This is a genomic window from Gordonia mangrovi (genome assembly GCF_024734075.1).
Classification (GTDB): Bacteria; Actinomycetota; Actinomycetes; order Mycobacteriales; family Mycobacteriaceae; genus Gordonia; species Gordonia mangrovi.
The window spans coordinates 3,850,326-3,866,156 of record NZ_CP102850.1 but is presented as its reverse complement, the minus strand read 5'-3'; the positions used below and the strand labels follow the sequence as shown (position 1 = coordinate 3,866,156).

General features: G+C 64.8%; 11 protein-coding genes. 1 reads left to right on the top strand and 10 read right to left on the bottom strand.

Annotation, left to right across the window (positions count from 1 at the left end):
- Positions 1-47: 47 nt before the first annotated feature.
- Both NWF22_RS17555 and NWF22_RS17550 read right to left on the bottom strand, forming a co-directional pair.
- Positions 48-1,586, bottom strand: a complete 1,539-nt coding sequence (locus NWF22_RS17555) for a sugar ABC transporter ATP-binding protein (RefSeq protein WP_160902986.1) — start codon at positions 1,584-1,586, stop codon at positions 48-50.
- Positions 1,587-1,742: 156 nt separating this feature from the next.
- Positions 1,743-3,092 (bottom strand): MFS transporter, encoded by a 1,350-nt coding sequence (locus NWF22_RS17550; RefSeq protein ID WP_160902985.1) that lies wholly within the window; start codon positions 3,090-3,092, stop codon positions 1,743-1,745.
- Positions 3,093-3,352: 260 nt separating this feature from the next.
- On the opposite strand from NWF22_RS17550, the gene NWF22_RS17545 reads away from it, so the two are divergent.
- Positions 3,353-4,438 (top strand): aldo/keto reductase, encoded by a 1,086-nt coding sequence (locus NWF22_RS17545; protein ID WP_258321193.1) that lies wholly within the window; start codon positions 3,353-3,355, stop codon positions 4,436-4,438.
- A 74-nt stretch (positions 4,439-4,512) separates the two neighbouring features.
- Here the strand turns inward: NWF22_RS17545 and NWF22_RS17540 are convergent, their stop codons facing one another.
- The 8 genes from NWF22_RS17540 to NWF22_RS17505 form a co-directional block, all read right to left on the bottom strand.
- A complete protein-coding gene (locus NWF22_RS17540) occupies positions 4,513-6,060 on the bottom strand; it encodes an HNH endonuclease signature motif containing protein (RefSeq protein WP_309249717.1) in 1,548 nt (515 codons plus the stop codon).
- 529 nt (positions 6,061-6,589) lie between these two features.
- On the bottom strand, positions 6,590-7,030 hold the full coding sequence (locus NWF22_RS17535) for a hypothetical protein (RefSeq protein ID WP_160902982.1): 441 nt from the start codon (positions 7,028-7,030) through the stop codon (positions 6,590-6,592).
- A complete protein-coding gene (locus NWF22_RS17530) occupies positions 7,030-12,093 on the bottom strand; it encodes a putative T7SS-secreted protein (RefSeq protein WP_160902981.1) in 5,064 nt (1,687 codons plus the stop codon). The genes NWF22_RS17535 and NWF22_RS17530 overlap by 1 nt, the downstream gene beginning before the upstream one ends.
- Positions 12,093-12,728: a hypothetical protein gene (locus NWF22_RS17525; protein ID WP_160902980.1), complete on the bottom strand. Its 636-nt coding sequence runs from the start codon at positions 12,726-12,728 to the stop codon at positions 12,093-12,095. Before NWF22_RS17525 ends, NWF22_RS17530 begins: the two co-directional genes overlap by 1 nt.
- Positions 12,716-13,093: an SseB family protein gene (locus NWF22_RS17520; RefSeq protein ID WP_258321192.1), complete on the bottom strand. Its 378-nt coding sequence runs from the start codon at positions 13,091-13,093 to the stop codon at positions 12,716-12,718. The genes NWF22_RS17525 and NWF22_RS17520 overlap by 13 nt, the downstream gene beginning before the upstream one ends.
- Before the next feature lie 156 nt (positions 13,094-13,249).
- Complete coding sequence (locus NWF22_RS17515; protein WP_160902978.1) at positions 13,250-14,305, bottom strand: alcohol dehydrogenase catalytic domain-containing protein; 1,056 nt, start codon at positions 14,303-14,305, stop codon at positions 13,250-13,252.
- A 184-nt stretch (positions 14,306-14,489) separates the two neighbouring features.
- A complete protein-coding gene (locus NWF22_RS17510; RefSeq protein WP_160902977.1) occupies positions 14,490-15,104 on the bottom strand; it encodes a TetR/AcrR family transcriptional regulator in 615 nt (204 codons plus the stop codon).
- A gap of 45 nt (positions 15,105-15,149) precedes the next feature.
- On the bottom strand, positions 15,150-15,773 hold the full coding sequence (locus tag NWF22_RS17505) for a nitroreductase family protein (RefSeq protein WP_160902976.1): 624 nt from the start codon (positions 15,771-15,773) through the stop codon (positions 15,150-15,152).
- Positions 15,774-15,831 lie beyond the last annotated feature (58 nt).

Sequence of the window (15,831 nt, the reverse complement as noted above, 5' to 3'; positions counted from 1 at the left end):
TGGAGGTCGAATCGATTGTCGGTCAGGGTGATAGCAGCCCGAACCGGTCAGGACTGCAGGAGTGGTGCACGTCCGGTCACCATGGCCGTGTTGATGTTGTCCTCGGTGATCTCCTGCCCGATGAACTCGGCCACCACATCGCCTTGGTGCATGGTCAGAACCCGGTCACACATTCCGCACAGTTCGTTGAGTTCCGAGGAGATGATCACGATCGCGGCCCCGCGAGCCGCCTGCTCTCGCAGCATCCGGTAGATCGAGCTGCGTGCACCGACATCGATGCCGCGGGTCGGTTCGCTCATCACATAGACGGGCAGCGTCAGTTCGAACAGCCGCCCGATGATGATCTTCTGTTGATTGCCGCCGGAGAGCAGTCCCACCGCCAACCGAGCCGATGCGGTCCGTACGTCGAAGCGGGACACGGCTTCTGTCACGTATCGACTCTCCAACGCGGAACGTCGCAGGCCCTTGCGGAAGATCCTCGACCGCCAGGCGAGCGCAAAATTCTCCGCCACGGAACGGTTCAGCATCAGCCCCATCGCCTTGCGGTCCTCGGGAACAAACCCGATGCCTCCGTCGAGCACCTTGTCCGGTCGGCCACTGGGTACTGATTCACCATCCACCCAGATCTCGCCGTCGGCGACCACAGCACCGCCCAGAGCGTGGCCCAGGACCTCCTTGCCTGAACCGGCAAGACCAGCTACTCCGAGGATCTCTCCGCGAGCCACCGCAAAGTCGACGGGCCGCAGCCCTTTGGACTCGACCGAAACGGCTTTGACACCGAGCACGACGTCATTCGGATCAGCTGTGTGCGTGCGCTGTCCGTAGTAGTCACCGAGTTCGCGACCAACCATTTGCCGGACGATCTCGTCTTCGGTGGTTGTCGCGACATCGAGTTCGGCGACGATACACCCATCTCGCAGTACGGCGGCGGTGTCGGCGGCTCGGAAGATCTCGTTCATCCGATGCGTGATCATCACGACAGTCGTTCCGGCCCGACGCTGCGCCTCGACCAGTTCCAGCAACCGATCGGCTGCCTTCTCGGACAGGGAGCTGGTGGCCTCGTCGAGGATGAGTACCGACGGGTGTGTCGACAGCGCACGTGCGATTTCGATCTGCTGCTGTGTCTCGATGGGCAGGTCGCCCACGCGTGCCCGCGGATCGGCATCGATTCCGCACATCTCCAGAACTGTGACCGCCTCGGATCGCATGCGCCGCCACGACACCACCGCCGGTGCCCTCGCCGGGAGACGTCCCATGAAGATGTTCTCGGCGACGGTGAGGTCGGCAGCCAGTGTGAGTTCCTGACTGATCAGCGCGATGCCCTGGCGCCGTGCCGCATTCGGATCGTTGAGGCGGCAACTTTCACCGTCGATGACGATCTGTCCGGAGTCGGGGCTGATGAGCCCACCGATGATCTTGGCGATCGTCGATTTGCCTGATCCATTCTCTCCGGTCAGTGCCGTCACCGTCCCGCGACGAAACGACAGCGACACGTTCTCCAGTGCAACGGCATTGCCGAAGCGCTTCGCGATTCCATCGAGGTGTACGACCACGTCGTGCGGATCGATGGGGTGGGGGCTGGTCATGAACACGAGTCAAACACCGGGCCGACATATCTGGAATACCGCTGCGCGGTGAACCTTTGGGCTACCTCATTTGCGTCAGGCGGCGCAGGGTCGCCCCGTCGTGTGTGCCGACGACGTCATGCTCGTTACGTTCACATGTCGGATCGCGTAGGCCTGTTACGCCGCAGTGACATCGTGCCGAAGACGGCGGCGGGCCGCCACGATCGAGAGCGCGCATGTGAGCAGCGCCACCGCGCCACCGATCACGAACAGTGCGCGATAGGCGGCCTCGGACGGCACGACAGCGCCGTGATCGTCACCAAATGCCTCGAGCACGGCCACCACGAGCGCGGAAGCAACCGCTGTTCCCGCGAAGCGGGCCACCACGTTGAGCGCCTGTGCTGCCGCCATCCGCGTGGGCGGGGTCGACACCGAGATCATCACCGGGGTCGCTGTCATCCCCATGCCCACTCCCGCCGCCACGACGGTGACGCCTACAGACACCTGCCACGGAGCGTCGTGCCATCGCAGGAGCAGCAGGTACCCGACGGCGACGAACGCCGCGGCCACGGCGAGAGCCGTTGCTGCACCGCTGCTTCGGATGAGCCGGGCGGCGACAGGCGTGCTCACCACAATCACCAGGCCGCCGGGAGTGAGGAGGATACCGGTGATCAGGATCGACTCCCCCATGCCTGCATACGGGCCCACCGGCGCCGTCTGTAGCAGCTGCGCGGCCGTCAGGGTGGCGAGCATGTACATCAGTCCGATCAGACCCGACGCGATGTTCGCCACCGCGATCACCGGAGATCGAGCAGCACGTAGATCGACGAGTGGACACCGGTGCCGCATCTCGTACCGCATCCAGAAGACGGCCACGAGCACACCTGCCCCGAGCAGGCTCAGCAGTGCCGGTGATGTCCATCCCCACCGGGGTCCCTGCGAAACGGGTATGAGCAGACACAACATGACGGCGACCAGACCAAGCGCACCGACCGGGTCGAACGACTCGCCCGAGCGTGCCGGGTCGGGCGGCAGCAGCGCGCGGACGCCCACCGCGAGTGAGACGCCGGCGGCGGTGGCGATCCAGAAGAGTGCCGAGATGCCGAGGTCTTCGGTGATCCACGCTGCCAGCGGTAGGCCCACACCGCCGCCGAGGCCGACCGCCACCGACATCGTGGAAGCGCCGACGGCCGCCCGGGACGGCCCCAGCAGGCGACGGATGATGCTCATCCCCACTGGGATCACTCCGGCCCCGCATCCCTGCAGGGTGCGCCCGATGACCATCGGAACGAGGTCGTCGGTGAGTGCACAGACGGCGGTTCCGACCGAGATCGTCGCCACCAGGATGGTCAGTACCCGTCGATCTCCGACGAGGTCCGCGGCGCGCCCCGCAATCGGCGTACTCGCCGCCGCGGCCAGGAAGGTGGCGGTCAGGGCCCAAGACCCACTGGTGGCGCTGACTCCGAGGTAGGCGCCGATCATACCGGCTGCCGGGACCAACGCGGTGGCCAGAAATGAGGCGAGCATTCCGCACCCGCACAAGATGAACAGTCCCGCACGATACGATCCGCGTCGGGCATCGCCTGCTGGGGCTATGTCTTGGTGTCGTCTGGAACGTCGTCTCGCTGCAACGCCGCCACGGCGGGAACTGGGCATCGGATCAGTCCATCAGCTGGCGAGCCCACGACGCCATCGCTGCGCCGTGGTATCCGCACAGATACCGCATCGGAGGTATGGACGAGGATCGTCGGCGCCCCATACGATCTCATCCACCGAGATGTGTTGAGATGCAATTCCTCGGCCAACCCGACCCAGACATCGGTGTTTGCGAATGTGCCTTCCGAAAGCGAATCCCTATGTGTCAGAATGCTAATCAATTTCCGGGACTCGTACTCGGAACCGCGACCTTCGGTGTGGCTCCGCGCTCCGACGATGTCCCCGCACTGGTACGTGGTGCGCTCGAGCGCGGGATCACCTCCTTCGACACCGCCAATTCGTATGGCAATCAGCCCGAGTACGACCAGCCGTCGGTACCGTCACACCGGATTCGTCCCTCGTCGGAGGAACTGTTGGGGCGTGCGCTGCGGGGCATACGCGACGAAGTCCATCTGGCGTCGAAGGTGGGAGAACCACTCGGGCGGTCGCGCGTGGACGGCCCCTTCGTCGGATTGCTCACCCGGGACCACATCGTCGAGCAACTGGACCTGAGTCTTCGCCGGCTGGGCACCGATCGCCTCGATCTCTACTACGCCCATCTCCCCGATCTGCACACGCCGCTCGATGAGACGGTCGCGACCTTCAACGATCTGATCACCCAGGGAAAGATCCGCGCATGGGGTATCTCCAACTACTCCAGCGCCCAGACCGAGCAGCTGATGCATGTCGTGTCGGAGTCGGGCGCGCGGCCACCCGCCACCCATCAGGTCCGCTACAGCCTGGCCGAACGCGATGTCGAAGACAGCGGCGTCACCGCAGCGGCGCAGAAGTTCGATATTCCGATGCTCGCCTACTCCCCCTTGGCCGGGGGTCTACTGGCCGGACGCGGTGCTATCGAGCGCGCATACGTTGGCCACAGACGTTGGGGTGGAGGAGGGTTCAGCGACGATCAGATCGGTCGAGCCCGGCGGTTCGCATCCCTCGCCGACGATTGGGGAGTGACCCCCTCCTCACTCGCGCTGGCCTGGCTGTTCAGGCGACCGGGAGTAGCGGGTGTCGTCGTGGGCACCAGCGCGTTGTCGAATCTCGACGACGCCCGCCGCGCAACGGCGATCGACCTGGACGACGAACAACTCGCCTTGCTGGACGCTCTTCGGTTCGCGGAGGATCGACCCGGTCGATCGGATGCTGTCGACCGGCAGCTCAGTCAACGATGAACGGGCGCTACCGATCGTGAACCGAGCCTCATCGACGCCCGGCCAATGACCGCGTGGACGTGGCGACTTCGGATTCACTGTGCGTTGTTGAACAGTTGGAGTGCGAGGCAGGCTTCGACGACCGAGATGGGTGGGGCGATCATCTCGGTGAGTTCGTATGTGTTGCGCCGCTGTGGTGGCGGTGGTGTGGGTGGTGGGTGGATGCGGGCGCGTACCTGTTCGAGGTTGCGCAAGAACAGGGCGGCGACGTCGGGGCGTCGGTTGTGGCGTTTCGGATTCGGTGGGGCGCCGGGTTCGCTGTTGCGTCGCCACCACACCCGCCCGGCGTCGGGGCCGTCGGTGTACACCCCGGTGGTGAACTGGCCCGGGTTTGTGCCGACCATCCGGTTGTGCGGGCCACACGCGGGGGCGAGGTCGACGATGTCGGTCTTGCCGCCGTCGGCGAAATCACGCACGGCGTGATGCATCTCCACGTGGGCGGCGGGCTGGTCGCAGTCGGGTGCCGAACACACGTGCCCGTCGGGGCGGGCGAAGGACACCAGCCGTTGCGCGCGGGTGGCCAGTCGTTTGGCCTGCCCGAAATACAGCGGTATCGGACTGCTGTCGGCGAACACCGCCAAATACTGTTGCGCTTGGGCGGCCAACCGGATCACATCAGACATCGGCAGACTCGACCCGGTCGCGGTGATCCCGACCCCGGATTCACGGATCAGATCGTTGAGGTCGGCCTTGATGATCAACTGCACCGGCAGACCACGATGCGACTTACCGAGCAGGCCGTCGTCGAACACCGCCCGCAACAACGCCGCCAACGCATCGTGTTTGCGTTGCGCCGGGGACCGCAGATCCCGTGCGGCGGCTGCTTCCAACGCCTTGGGGTCGGCGTCGTCGACCCCGCCGCGTGGGGAGTCCGGGTCGTCGGGATTATTGAGGCCGGGTTTGGCCCACACCGCCCACAACGTTTCGATCAACGCCCGGGTTTCCGGGTCGAGGTGGCCGGTCAGTTTCGACATCTGCTGGGCGTCTTGCCGGTTGACCCACACATTACGACGCCGTTTACGGTCACTGTCGTCGGTCAACTCGCCGTCGGGGTCGAGGTTGTCGAGCAACCGCTGCCCGAGTTCGCCGATCTCGGCGGGCGTGTGCTCGCACGCCAACCCGGCCAGGGTCGCCTCGGCGGCCACCTTCTTGTCATGCGGCACCCGGTGCGGCAACGCGTCGAGGAACTCCACGGTGGTGTCGATGTGGGCGGGCCCGACCCGGCCGTCGGCGAACGCCTCGGCCAGGGTCGGATATTTCGGCTCGGCCGGCTGCCCGTCGAGTTGACGGAACTCACCGGTCGCGGTCATCTGCTGTCGGCGACGACCGGGGTGCGACACCCGCAACACCGCGTTCATGAAGTTGGGCAGACTGCGATACCCCATCGACCGGGGCACATCACGATCCGAGATCTCCAGGATCTGCCGGTTGCCCTCGAACAACATCCGGTTGATCGCCCGTTCCTGCGCGGTGGCCACCGCCACCAACTCGGCATCACTGCACTTCGACAGATCCGCCGACGCCAACCGATCCACCACAGCATGCAACTCGGCCAGCAGACCCGGCACCTCAGACAACGACACATCCGATACAGGTGCATCGACCGCATCAGACTCATGAGACCCGGCCATACTCACCCCCGACAGACCGCGTTGCGAACGTATGTTCGAGAGTAACCCATGATGGCCGAACCCGCAACCCTTGCTGTCCCAACATCGGCGACAGTGCGGGTGGTCGTGTGGAGACACCTTTGCGTCGAGGCTCAGGGGCTGGCTGCTCTTGAAAACTTGGTCTTGTCGTGCGTTTGGCCTTCTCGCGATGGCCGGACGTAGGCCGAAGCCGCAGACAGGTCTCGACGCTCCCGGCCGAGACCACGAACCGACAGGCTTTTCGACGAGATGAGCTCGCGGGACCCGGCACGGGACCACCAGAGGACATCTATCGACTTGAAAATTCCGAAGTTTCGGCGAAGCCTCACGCCGAAAGGACGAACGCTTCGGCGTGCTTGCCGTTCGACTACCAGGCTCACGTTCAGCGATTGTTGCCCTGAACGCCGCCAATCTTCATATCTAAGCGCAAACCATGCCGAACGCTGGCGCTCGAGGTGTTCCTCTAGACACTTCCACCCGCGTGGGCCTGCGACACCGTGACTTCGACGCCGTAGTCCCCCTCTCTGGCCTCCGCTCGGAACTCTCGATCGGGATACTGCTCCGAAGCTGCGCGCTCCCAGCCCCACGCCAACCATTCACCCAGGGTGAGCGCGACGACGGTCGGCATTGAATCCAGTCCTGGAAGGATGTCCCACAAATGAACATGGTTAACGACTTCTTCAACAGATTGTCGATCCGGCAACTGCCGGAGCCAGTCGCGAACGTTGTCGTGGTCCGAACCTGCCAGGATCACGCAGCCCTCAACTTCCTCAAACCGTGGTTTCTGTAATAACGCGATAGCTACGGCCGTGACTGGATCGCCAAGATTACGTAGATAAGTCTTGGGATCCATCCACGTGCCGTACTCACTGATCTTCGGAATCTGCTGCCAGATGTCTGCCATCACCGCAATCCTCTCGTCTCTTCAGGGGTCGCCGGCCTTACTTCTTTGGACTCCTTAATAAACAGGTTTCCGTCAGGCGCGAAATGCCGTTCAAAAACCATGACGTGCGGGGTCGGTACACCGCCGTGCGCTCGTCCCGTGACGTCGACTCGCTGGAGTGGGGAGCCATCGGAGTCGTAAGCCTGATATGAAGTGACCTGCGGGCCGTTCGAGCGGTACAGAACTTCCCCCGGCTGAGCAAGCTCCGGGAATCTACCGCTCACGCGCCGCGCACCCTCTATTGCGGTGCCCTCCAGACACGGTTCCGGCACCAACCCCAACGGATCCACCCACGCCGTCGGATTGAACGGATAGCCGGCCGGATTCGGTGACGGCGCCAGACCCAGCGGGTCCTGGGTCACGTAGCGGGCCGTCTCTGGGTTGTAGTACCGATGCAGGTTGTAGTGCCAGCCGGTCTCGCCGTCGAAGTACTGGCCGGGAAACCGAATCGGCGTCTGCGCACCGGACCACGTCGTCGAACCCCACACCGTCGACGCGGCGTGGCCCACCACCTCACCGGACTCCGGCACCACCAACTCGGTCGGCGACCCGACCAAATCGGTGACAATCGCGAAGAACTCGGCATCCACCGCATCCTGATCAGGTGCAAACCGGGCACAGGTCTGCGTGAGCGGCGTATGAGTACCCGGCCGATACGACCACCGCGTCGCCTCATCGGCCGAGTGCTGCTCAATGACCGTCTCGCCGTCCCAGACGAATCGCATACGGTCCGTGATGTTCCCCGCCGAATCGAGGCGCGCCTTGGTGATGCGACGGCCTAGAGCGTCGTAGGTGTACACCCACCGAACACCGTCCGGAGTCGTCACCTCTGCCAATTGGTCGAATGCGTCGTAGCGGTAGTGCCAGACATCGGTTGGCCGAGACAATCGACCCACGGACTTGCGCACAAGTCGGGCAGCCGCGTCATAGGAGTATCTGGTACGTCCGTCCCGCACCAGCAGATTGCCGCGAAACTCTCGACGCCCCATCGAATCACGATCGATCGATGTGGCAGAAGCCACCTGTTGACCCACCACGTTGCTCAGTGCGTCGTAGGCATACTCCTCGGTGACCGCGTCGTTGTCCACGACGCACGTGATCCGACCGACTGGATCGAGATCGAGAGTCCGCTGTCGCACTTCTCGTGGCGTCGTCGTTGCCTGACCCGTGAGGAAGCCGTCAGCACGATAGTCGTACGTGTCGGCCCGAATCACCAGCGGTTCTGGTCGAGTCGAGCCACCCAGACCCAGGTCGAGAAGTTGCTCTGGATGGGTGAGCACTCGCTGTCCACTCAGCTTGCCACCCGCGTCGTAGGCCCGTGACACCGCGAGCTCGCCGACACTCCACTTGGTCAACGCACCGCGGATGTCGTGCTCGAATCCGATGCGACGGCCGTCGACGATCATCGCCGACAGTTCGCCGGCGGGACCCCATTGCCACGACGTCACGGCCCCCGAGGAGGAGCGCCGTTCGATGCGGCGGCCCGCGATGTCATGGGAGATGCGAACGACGGATTCACCGTCGATCGATTCCGCAGAAGTTACCCCGGTAGCCGTGGTCCGGAAATTCACGGTGTGGGTGACGGTGTCGCCCACACCACTGACCGCCGTCGTGCACCGGCCCGCCAGATCGTATGTGTAGTTCCGAAATTCGCCGCTGTCGGCGCGGGTTTCGACCAGTTGTCCGAGGACGTCATAGCGGAGTCGGCGCGTCACCCCGGTCGCAGGTGTCACCGACGTCACCCGTCCGGTCGCCTCGTGGGTGTAGTCGGTGCGCGCACCCGAGAAGTCGGTTTCGGCGGTCAGTCGACCGTCGCCGTCGTAGGTATACGCCCACGTCTGGCCCAGTGGGTTTGTCACACCGACGAGACGGCGTTCGGTGTCCCACGTATAGCTGGTCACGGTACCGTCCGGCGCAGTTGTACTGGCCAGCAAATCGAACGCGCCATATGTGTGAACGGTGTGCGCACCCGCCGGATCGATGTGGCGCAGCAGGTTGCCTTCGCCGTCGTAGCTCCACAGGTCCTCGGTGGCATCCGGGTTGCCGCGCCGCAGCAGTTTCCCGTCGGGAGTCCACTCGTACGTAGTGACTCGTCCCAGCGGATCGGTCACCGCTTTCGGGCGCCCGAATGCGTCACGGTCGATCAGTGTGGTCGCACCTGCCGGATCGGTGACCTGGACCGGTAATCCAGCTGGGTCACAGAGGACACGGGTAATGCCGCCGGCGGCGTCGACGACCGTTTCGATGGTGCCGTCTGATCGGTACGTGTATTCCGTTCGAGCGCCGCGTTGATCGGTTACTGCCACCAGATTGCGCTCGGTATCCCACTCCTGGCGAGTCACGGTCCCGTCGGCATGGTGGACCGCGGATGGACACCCGGGCGCGGCGTAGTCGACGCGGATTGCCGCACCGTCGGGCCTCACCAGTTCGGCGACATCACCGTCCGGTGTGTAGAGGTATCGGGTCACTGCACCATCGGGCGCGGTGACCTCGAGTGGCGCGCGACGCGGATTGAAATCTGTATGCGTGCGTGCGCCACTGGGTAGTTGCCGATCCCGGAGTCGCAGGTCCGCGTCGAAGCCGTGCGCAGAACGTGCTCCGCTGGAGTCGGTGACAACGGTGACCGATCCCGTCCCAGTGGTGAGGTACTCGAATTCGGCTGACATGATGCCGCCGGTTCCGTCTTGCCGCACCACCCGACCGTCGCCGTCGTAGGTATTGCGCATCTCGTTGTCGTTGGAGTCGCGCCACGACAGCATCCGGCCATATTCGTCGTACGCATAGGTGGTCGCCCCACCCGACGCGGAGCTCACCGAGGTCAACTGTCCGGATTCGTAGTGGAATTCGCGGACGACGCGCGGCGTCGCACCGTCGTCGAGACCGACAGCCAGAGAGCGAATTCGTCCGCCATGCGCCTCGACGTGGACTCGATAACCGCCGGAATGCCTGATCTCCACGGGCTCGCCGCGTTCGTTGTAGTGGAAACGGATCCGATTGTGGTGACGATCGGTGATGGCGCTGATGGATAGATTTCCGAGTGCTACATCCAGACCCACGAGTTCGGATTTGGGCGCGAAGTGCCAGGTGAGATCACGATCTGGGTCTGTCACCCGGTAGCCGCCACCGTCTGTCCGCGACATCGTCCAGCGCTGCTGGGAGTGCCGCGCAGTCACCGGCTCGTCGACACGCGGATGCGGGTACGTCAGCATCACGCCGTCTTCTGCCAGCAGTGTGACACCGCTGTCTTCGACAACGATCCGCATGTCGAGGGTGCTCGACCACGTCGGCCCGAACCACCGTCCGAATCGATATCCGGAGCGATGGCGCCGGCCGATTGTCAGTGGTAGAACGCTTGGAAGTGTGAGATCTGTTTCCGGGAGCAGGAATTCGCCGGTAGCCAGATCGACGGGGTCACGGCCCGCAGTGACCTCGTGAGAGGTCTGGTCGCTTGCTGCACCCGCCTCGTCTGTGGCACTCGCAGCGCCGTGGTCGTGCACGGCCATGTCTGCCGGGCCCGACGCGGAATGAACATCACTCTGGCCGCCCGAATCGGTTTTCGCAGAGAGTGTTTCAGCTGAATCATCGATCGATCCAGGGCTATCGCCACCATGATCGGCGTGGGCCGCGTGTTCGGCCGACGGGCCATCGTTCCCGGTCGGAGCAACACTTCCGGATTCTCTCTCCGCGGACTGGCCATCCGGTTCGGAGCCTCGATCATCGGGCGCGTCCTGCTCGCTGGCATGCACCGACGGCTGTTCGGACCGCGAACCCTCGGATGCCTCCGCGGCCTTCGACTCCGCGCCGGACGCTGCGTCCGGCGATACCGGATGCCCGCCCGGTCGTGCCGTCGGACGTGCTGCATCGACGGCACGTTCAGCCCCACGTGCCGCACCCAGCGCGTCGCGTCCGATACCACCGACACGAGCGGCGTTCTTCCCCAATGCGGCCGCGGCACCACCCCCACCGGTCGCCGCAGTCAGGATTGCGTCACCGGTGAGACTGCCCATGGTCTCGAACGGATTCGCACGCGCATCCGACAACACTGCGTCGACAGTCGCTCCGGGGTCGGCCGCTGCGACGATCATGCCGGTGACCAGGTCACTGGAGCCCTTGATGAACTCGGCCGGATGGGTGATGTTGTATGGGTCGGTGGGGCTGAGTTGTCGGGCGAACTGGACGATCCCGGTGAGGCTGGTGGTGACGCCGGACGAGAAGGTCAGACGTGCGTGCTCGGCCACGCCTGTCGCGTCAGAGACGTTGGCAGCCATCCGATTCAGGAAGGGCGGCTCGGTCGGCGCGGTCGCGGTGTGAGCGGCGATCGCGCCGGCGATGTCACCGGCGATGTTGTCCCGTTCTGTGCGTGCAGACTTCAGAATCCGCCGCGCTTCCTCATATTTGGCGGTCCAGGAATCGACGAGAGGTGTCGCCGCGCGCTCTTCGCCGGACAGTGCGTTGTAGGCGGCCTTCTTCGCTCGCTCCTCGTTCTCTGCCTCTTTCCAGATGGCAATCGCCTCGTGCGCCTGGGACTGAGCCCACTCGACGGTGCTGGCCCACGCCGAGAGCTGAGCAGAGCTTGCTTCCATGGCTGCGGAGGCCTCGCTCCACAATGCCGGTTGTTGATCGAACACCGCGTTGAAGGCGTCGGCCCCCTCGCCTGTCCAACCGGCTGCATCCACCTGTCGCAGTGCCGATCCCGTCGATCCGACGTCGGCTCCGATCCCGTTCAAGGTGCTCGCCGATTCGTTGATCTTCCCGCTGTCACCGCGGATGAGTTCACGCTTGTCCTCGGTCTCACCCAGTTCGCGCTCGTCGACCGCGCCGCCGGTGATGCTGGCGACCTTGTCGCCGGCATCGTCGAGAGCTTCGGCGACGCCGTCGGCCCCCACCCCGCGTGCGACACCGGCAGCGGCATCCAAACCTGCGTCGACCGCCTGACCGGCGTGCTCGGCGGCACTCTCGAGAGCATCTCCGGCTGCGTCGCCGAGTCGGTTGACACCATCGGCGAGTCCGTCGAAGAGGCCCATCAGTCTCCGGTCCCCGGCGCCGGCGCCTGTGATCCGGCAACGATCTCGGATGCCTCTGCTGCTGCACCCGAGTGGTAGTGCGCGCCGTCGCCCACTCCCATGGCTGCAGCTGCCGGTGACAGGTTCGCCAGCGCCTGGTCGCCCACGGCACCGACCACGGCGCTATTGGTCTGGAAGTGGTCGAATGCCTCGTCGAACGATTCACCGCTGTAGTCGGGATTCATCACGTTGTTGATCGGATTGTCGGCGAACGTTTCGCCCCAACTTCGCTCGGAGATCTCCTCGTCGCTCAGATGCGGGTTGCCCAGAAGATGCGTCCACGCCGTCTTGAACGTGTCCGACGACTCCTCATCCATGATGTGATAGCGACCGGCCGAGAGGTCGAGGACCTCGGCGATCTCGTTGGCGGCCTGCACCAGGTATCGCACACCCCACGACCATCGCTCGGTGAATTCTTCGAAGTTCTTCTGCACCTCCTGTTTACCGGCTTCCTCCGGTGACAGGCCGAGCAATGAGAAGCCTCGACCGAGCGCCCCGGTCTGACCGACTCCCAGCCCCGACAATCCGCCGATGATGCCGGTGATGCCGTCGGCCGCTTCGTGGAGAACCTGAGGATCGACGTTCAGATCGCCCATGAGTCGACCTCTTGCCCCACTGCCGGCGGAAACGGCATCGGACGGTCGCCGCAAGGATCGACGACGATCCCGGTGGCGTCTGCGAAGCTGGTGGTGACGTCGTCGAGGATTCGAGACCCCGACAGTGCGTGATACTTCGCGGCACCGAATTCTCTGCGCGCCGACATGAATGCTGCGTATTCGTCCTCGCTGGTGAAGACACCAACCCAGCCGACGCCACCCACCACAACCCGCCAGACGCGGTCATCCGAGGTCAGCGGCACGAGTAGCACCGATGTCCGCAGTGCGGCAATCAGCTGCGCAGGCTGACCGAACCCCTGATGGAACGCGTCGATCTCGCTGACGAGATCAGCGCATCGTGCCACCGGTGATCCCCCATCGGCCACCCCGAACGGCCCATTCACCGGCAAAAACCTACCAGAATCTGGAGCGATCGACGCGGCCCGACCGCTTCCCCGGGCAAGAATCATTCAGACGGGCGACTCCTCCGACTCCACGACGACGCGGCCACCTCAACCGGCTCACGTCCGCGAGATGATCACCTTCAGGGCGTGCTCGTCGGCTGCATTGGCGAAGGTCTCGTACGCCGCATCCATCTCGTCGAACGTGAATCGATGAGTGATGAATTTCTGCGGGGCGATCTCGCCCTGTTGGATCCGCTCGAGCAATACGGGAGCGGTGGTGGCGTTCACCAGGCCGGTTGTGATGGTCAGGTTGTTGATCCAGTCACGTTCGATGGGGAATTCGACGCTCTCACCGTGAACACCGATGTTGGCCACGTGGCCGCCCGGCCGGACGCTGTCGAGCGCAAGAGTGAACGTCGCCGGTATCCCGACGGCCTCGATCGAGACGTCGACGCCGAGTCCGTCTCGACTGAGTTCCTTGAGCTTTGCGCTGATATCTCCGCCGGCGTTGACGTCGATGGTGTCGGTGGCGCCGAACTCGCGGGACTGTTCCAGACGGAACTTGTTGCCGTCCACGGCGATCACCTTGGACGCGCCTTGCGCAGCTGCCGTCATGACCGCGGCCAGCCCCACCGGACCGACACCGACGACGGCGACGACGTCGCCCTCTTTCACCGCGCCGTACAGGACACCGATCTCGAATCCGGTCGGCAGAATGTCACTGAGCATCGTGCCCTGTTCTGCCGAGACGCCGTCCGGCAACGGGATCAGTCCGTTGTCGGCGAACGGAACTCGGACGTACTCTGCTTGCGTGCCGTCGATCAGGTGGCCGAAGATCCACCCGATCCCGCCCACCGTCTGGCAGTGCGAGGTCATCCCGGCTCTGCAGTATTCACAGGTTCCACATTTGGTGACGCAGGAGATGATCACCCGGTCACCGACGGCGACCTTGGTGCACTCCGGACCGACCTCGGTGACCACTCCGACCCCCTCGTGACCCAGGACGCGCCCTTCGGTGACCGCGGGGACGTCGCCCTTGAGTATGTGCAGATCGGTGCCACAGATCGTGGTGGTCTCCATGCGAACGATGGCGTCGGTCGGGTCGATCACCTCCGGGTCCGGAACGTCTTCCCAGGCCCTCTCGCCAGGGCCGTGATACACGAGTGCCTTCATTGTCGGGATTCCTCCGTGGTCGTCGTCGCGCGCGGGGTACACGCCCTTTCACGATCCCGCCCGGATTCGGATGCTGCGCTGTATTCGCGCAGTCGTCTCATATTGCGACAGGGCAAGCGTGTGCCGGTCGTCGCCGACGAGAGTCACAGCCCTGATACGGGGGCCTACCGCAACAGGTTGGCCGCTACGCCAACAACGCCGACCATGCCATCGTCGTCAGCACCGAGCGCAGATCGTCGGCCCCGAACGCGGGCAGCCGCGGCGAGGAGTTCAGCAACCCGAACGTCGCATGGACTCGTACCCGCGCCTCAGCGCGGGTCAGATCCACGCCACGATCGCGCGCGAGCGCCAGGAGCACATCCACCCACTGTTCGACGTAGCGGCGCTGCAATGACCGCACCTGATGATTGGCCGCGGCGGTCATCGACGTCAGGTCGCGATCCTGCACGGTGATCAGATCCGGCTTGGTGACCAGCACGTCGATGTGAAATCCGATCAGGTCACGTAGCGTTTGGGCGGGCTCGGCGTCCCGGCCCACCACCTCGGCCCCGCCGTCGTGCAGGCGTTGACTGATGTCGACCAACATCTGATCGAGCAGGTCGGTCTTCGACGAGAAGTGCCGGTACATGGCCGGGCCGCTGACGCCGACGGCACGACCGATGTCCTCCAACGTGACGCCGGCGAATCCCCGTTCGGCCATCAACCGGGCCGCGGCCTCGAGGAGCTCGGCACGGCGCGCGGCCTTCGCCTGGCCTCGGCGCGTACGCGGAGGCTGTTCGGACGAGGGAGACGTGGTCATGGTGACCTCGGACTCTACCGCGCCCGGCGCACCATGACGGCCGTGTCACCACCCGTTGATGTGCAGGATGTCATCGAGGGGTTTGCGGCCGGCCGGCTTGAAGTCGGTGCCGGTGTAGTAGGCAACCGGCAGCAGGACGCCCTGATGGATGTTGGCCGGAATCCCGAGGATCTCGGCCACCTCCTTCTCGTAGACCAGGTGCAGCGTGGTCCACGCCGACCCGAGACCGCGGGCCCGCAGAGCCAGCTGCAAACTCCAGGCACCCGGCAGCAGCGACCCCCACAAACCCGCCTGGTTGCCCGCCGGCAACTCTCCCCCGCTGTAGATGGCGCCGATCACCAGTACCGGCACCTGCGCCATCGTGTCGGCGAGGTACTGGGCACTCGACGCGACCCGGCGGGCCGTGTCGTCGTGCCGCGGCTGATTGGCCGAGTACGCGGCGAACGACTTCGCGTACAGGTCGGCGACCTTCCGCTTGATCTCCGGGTCGGTCAGCACGATCCAGTGCCACGTCTGGCTGTTGCTGCCGGTCGGCGCCTGCAGCGCCACCTCCAACGCCTCTTTGACGATCTCCAGCGGCACCGGCCGCTCCAAGTCGAGACGCTTGCGGACGGAGCGGGTGGTGGTGAGCAGTTCGTCGGGATCGAGCGGCAGGAGGTCGGCAGTCATGATCACACCTTCCCGCCCGGCCGCGCGTCCTGGCAAGCCCGCAGGCCTCCGCCGACCC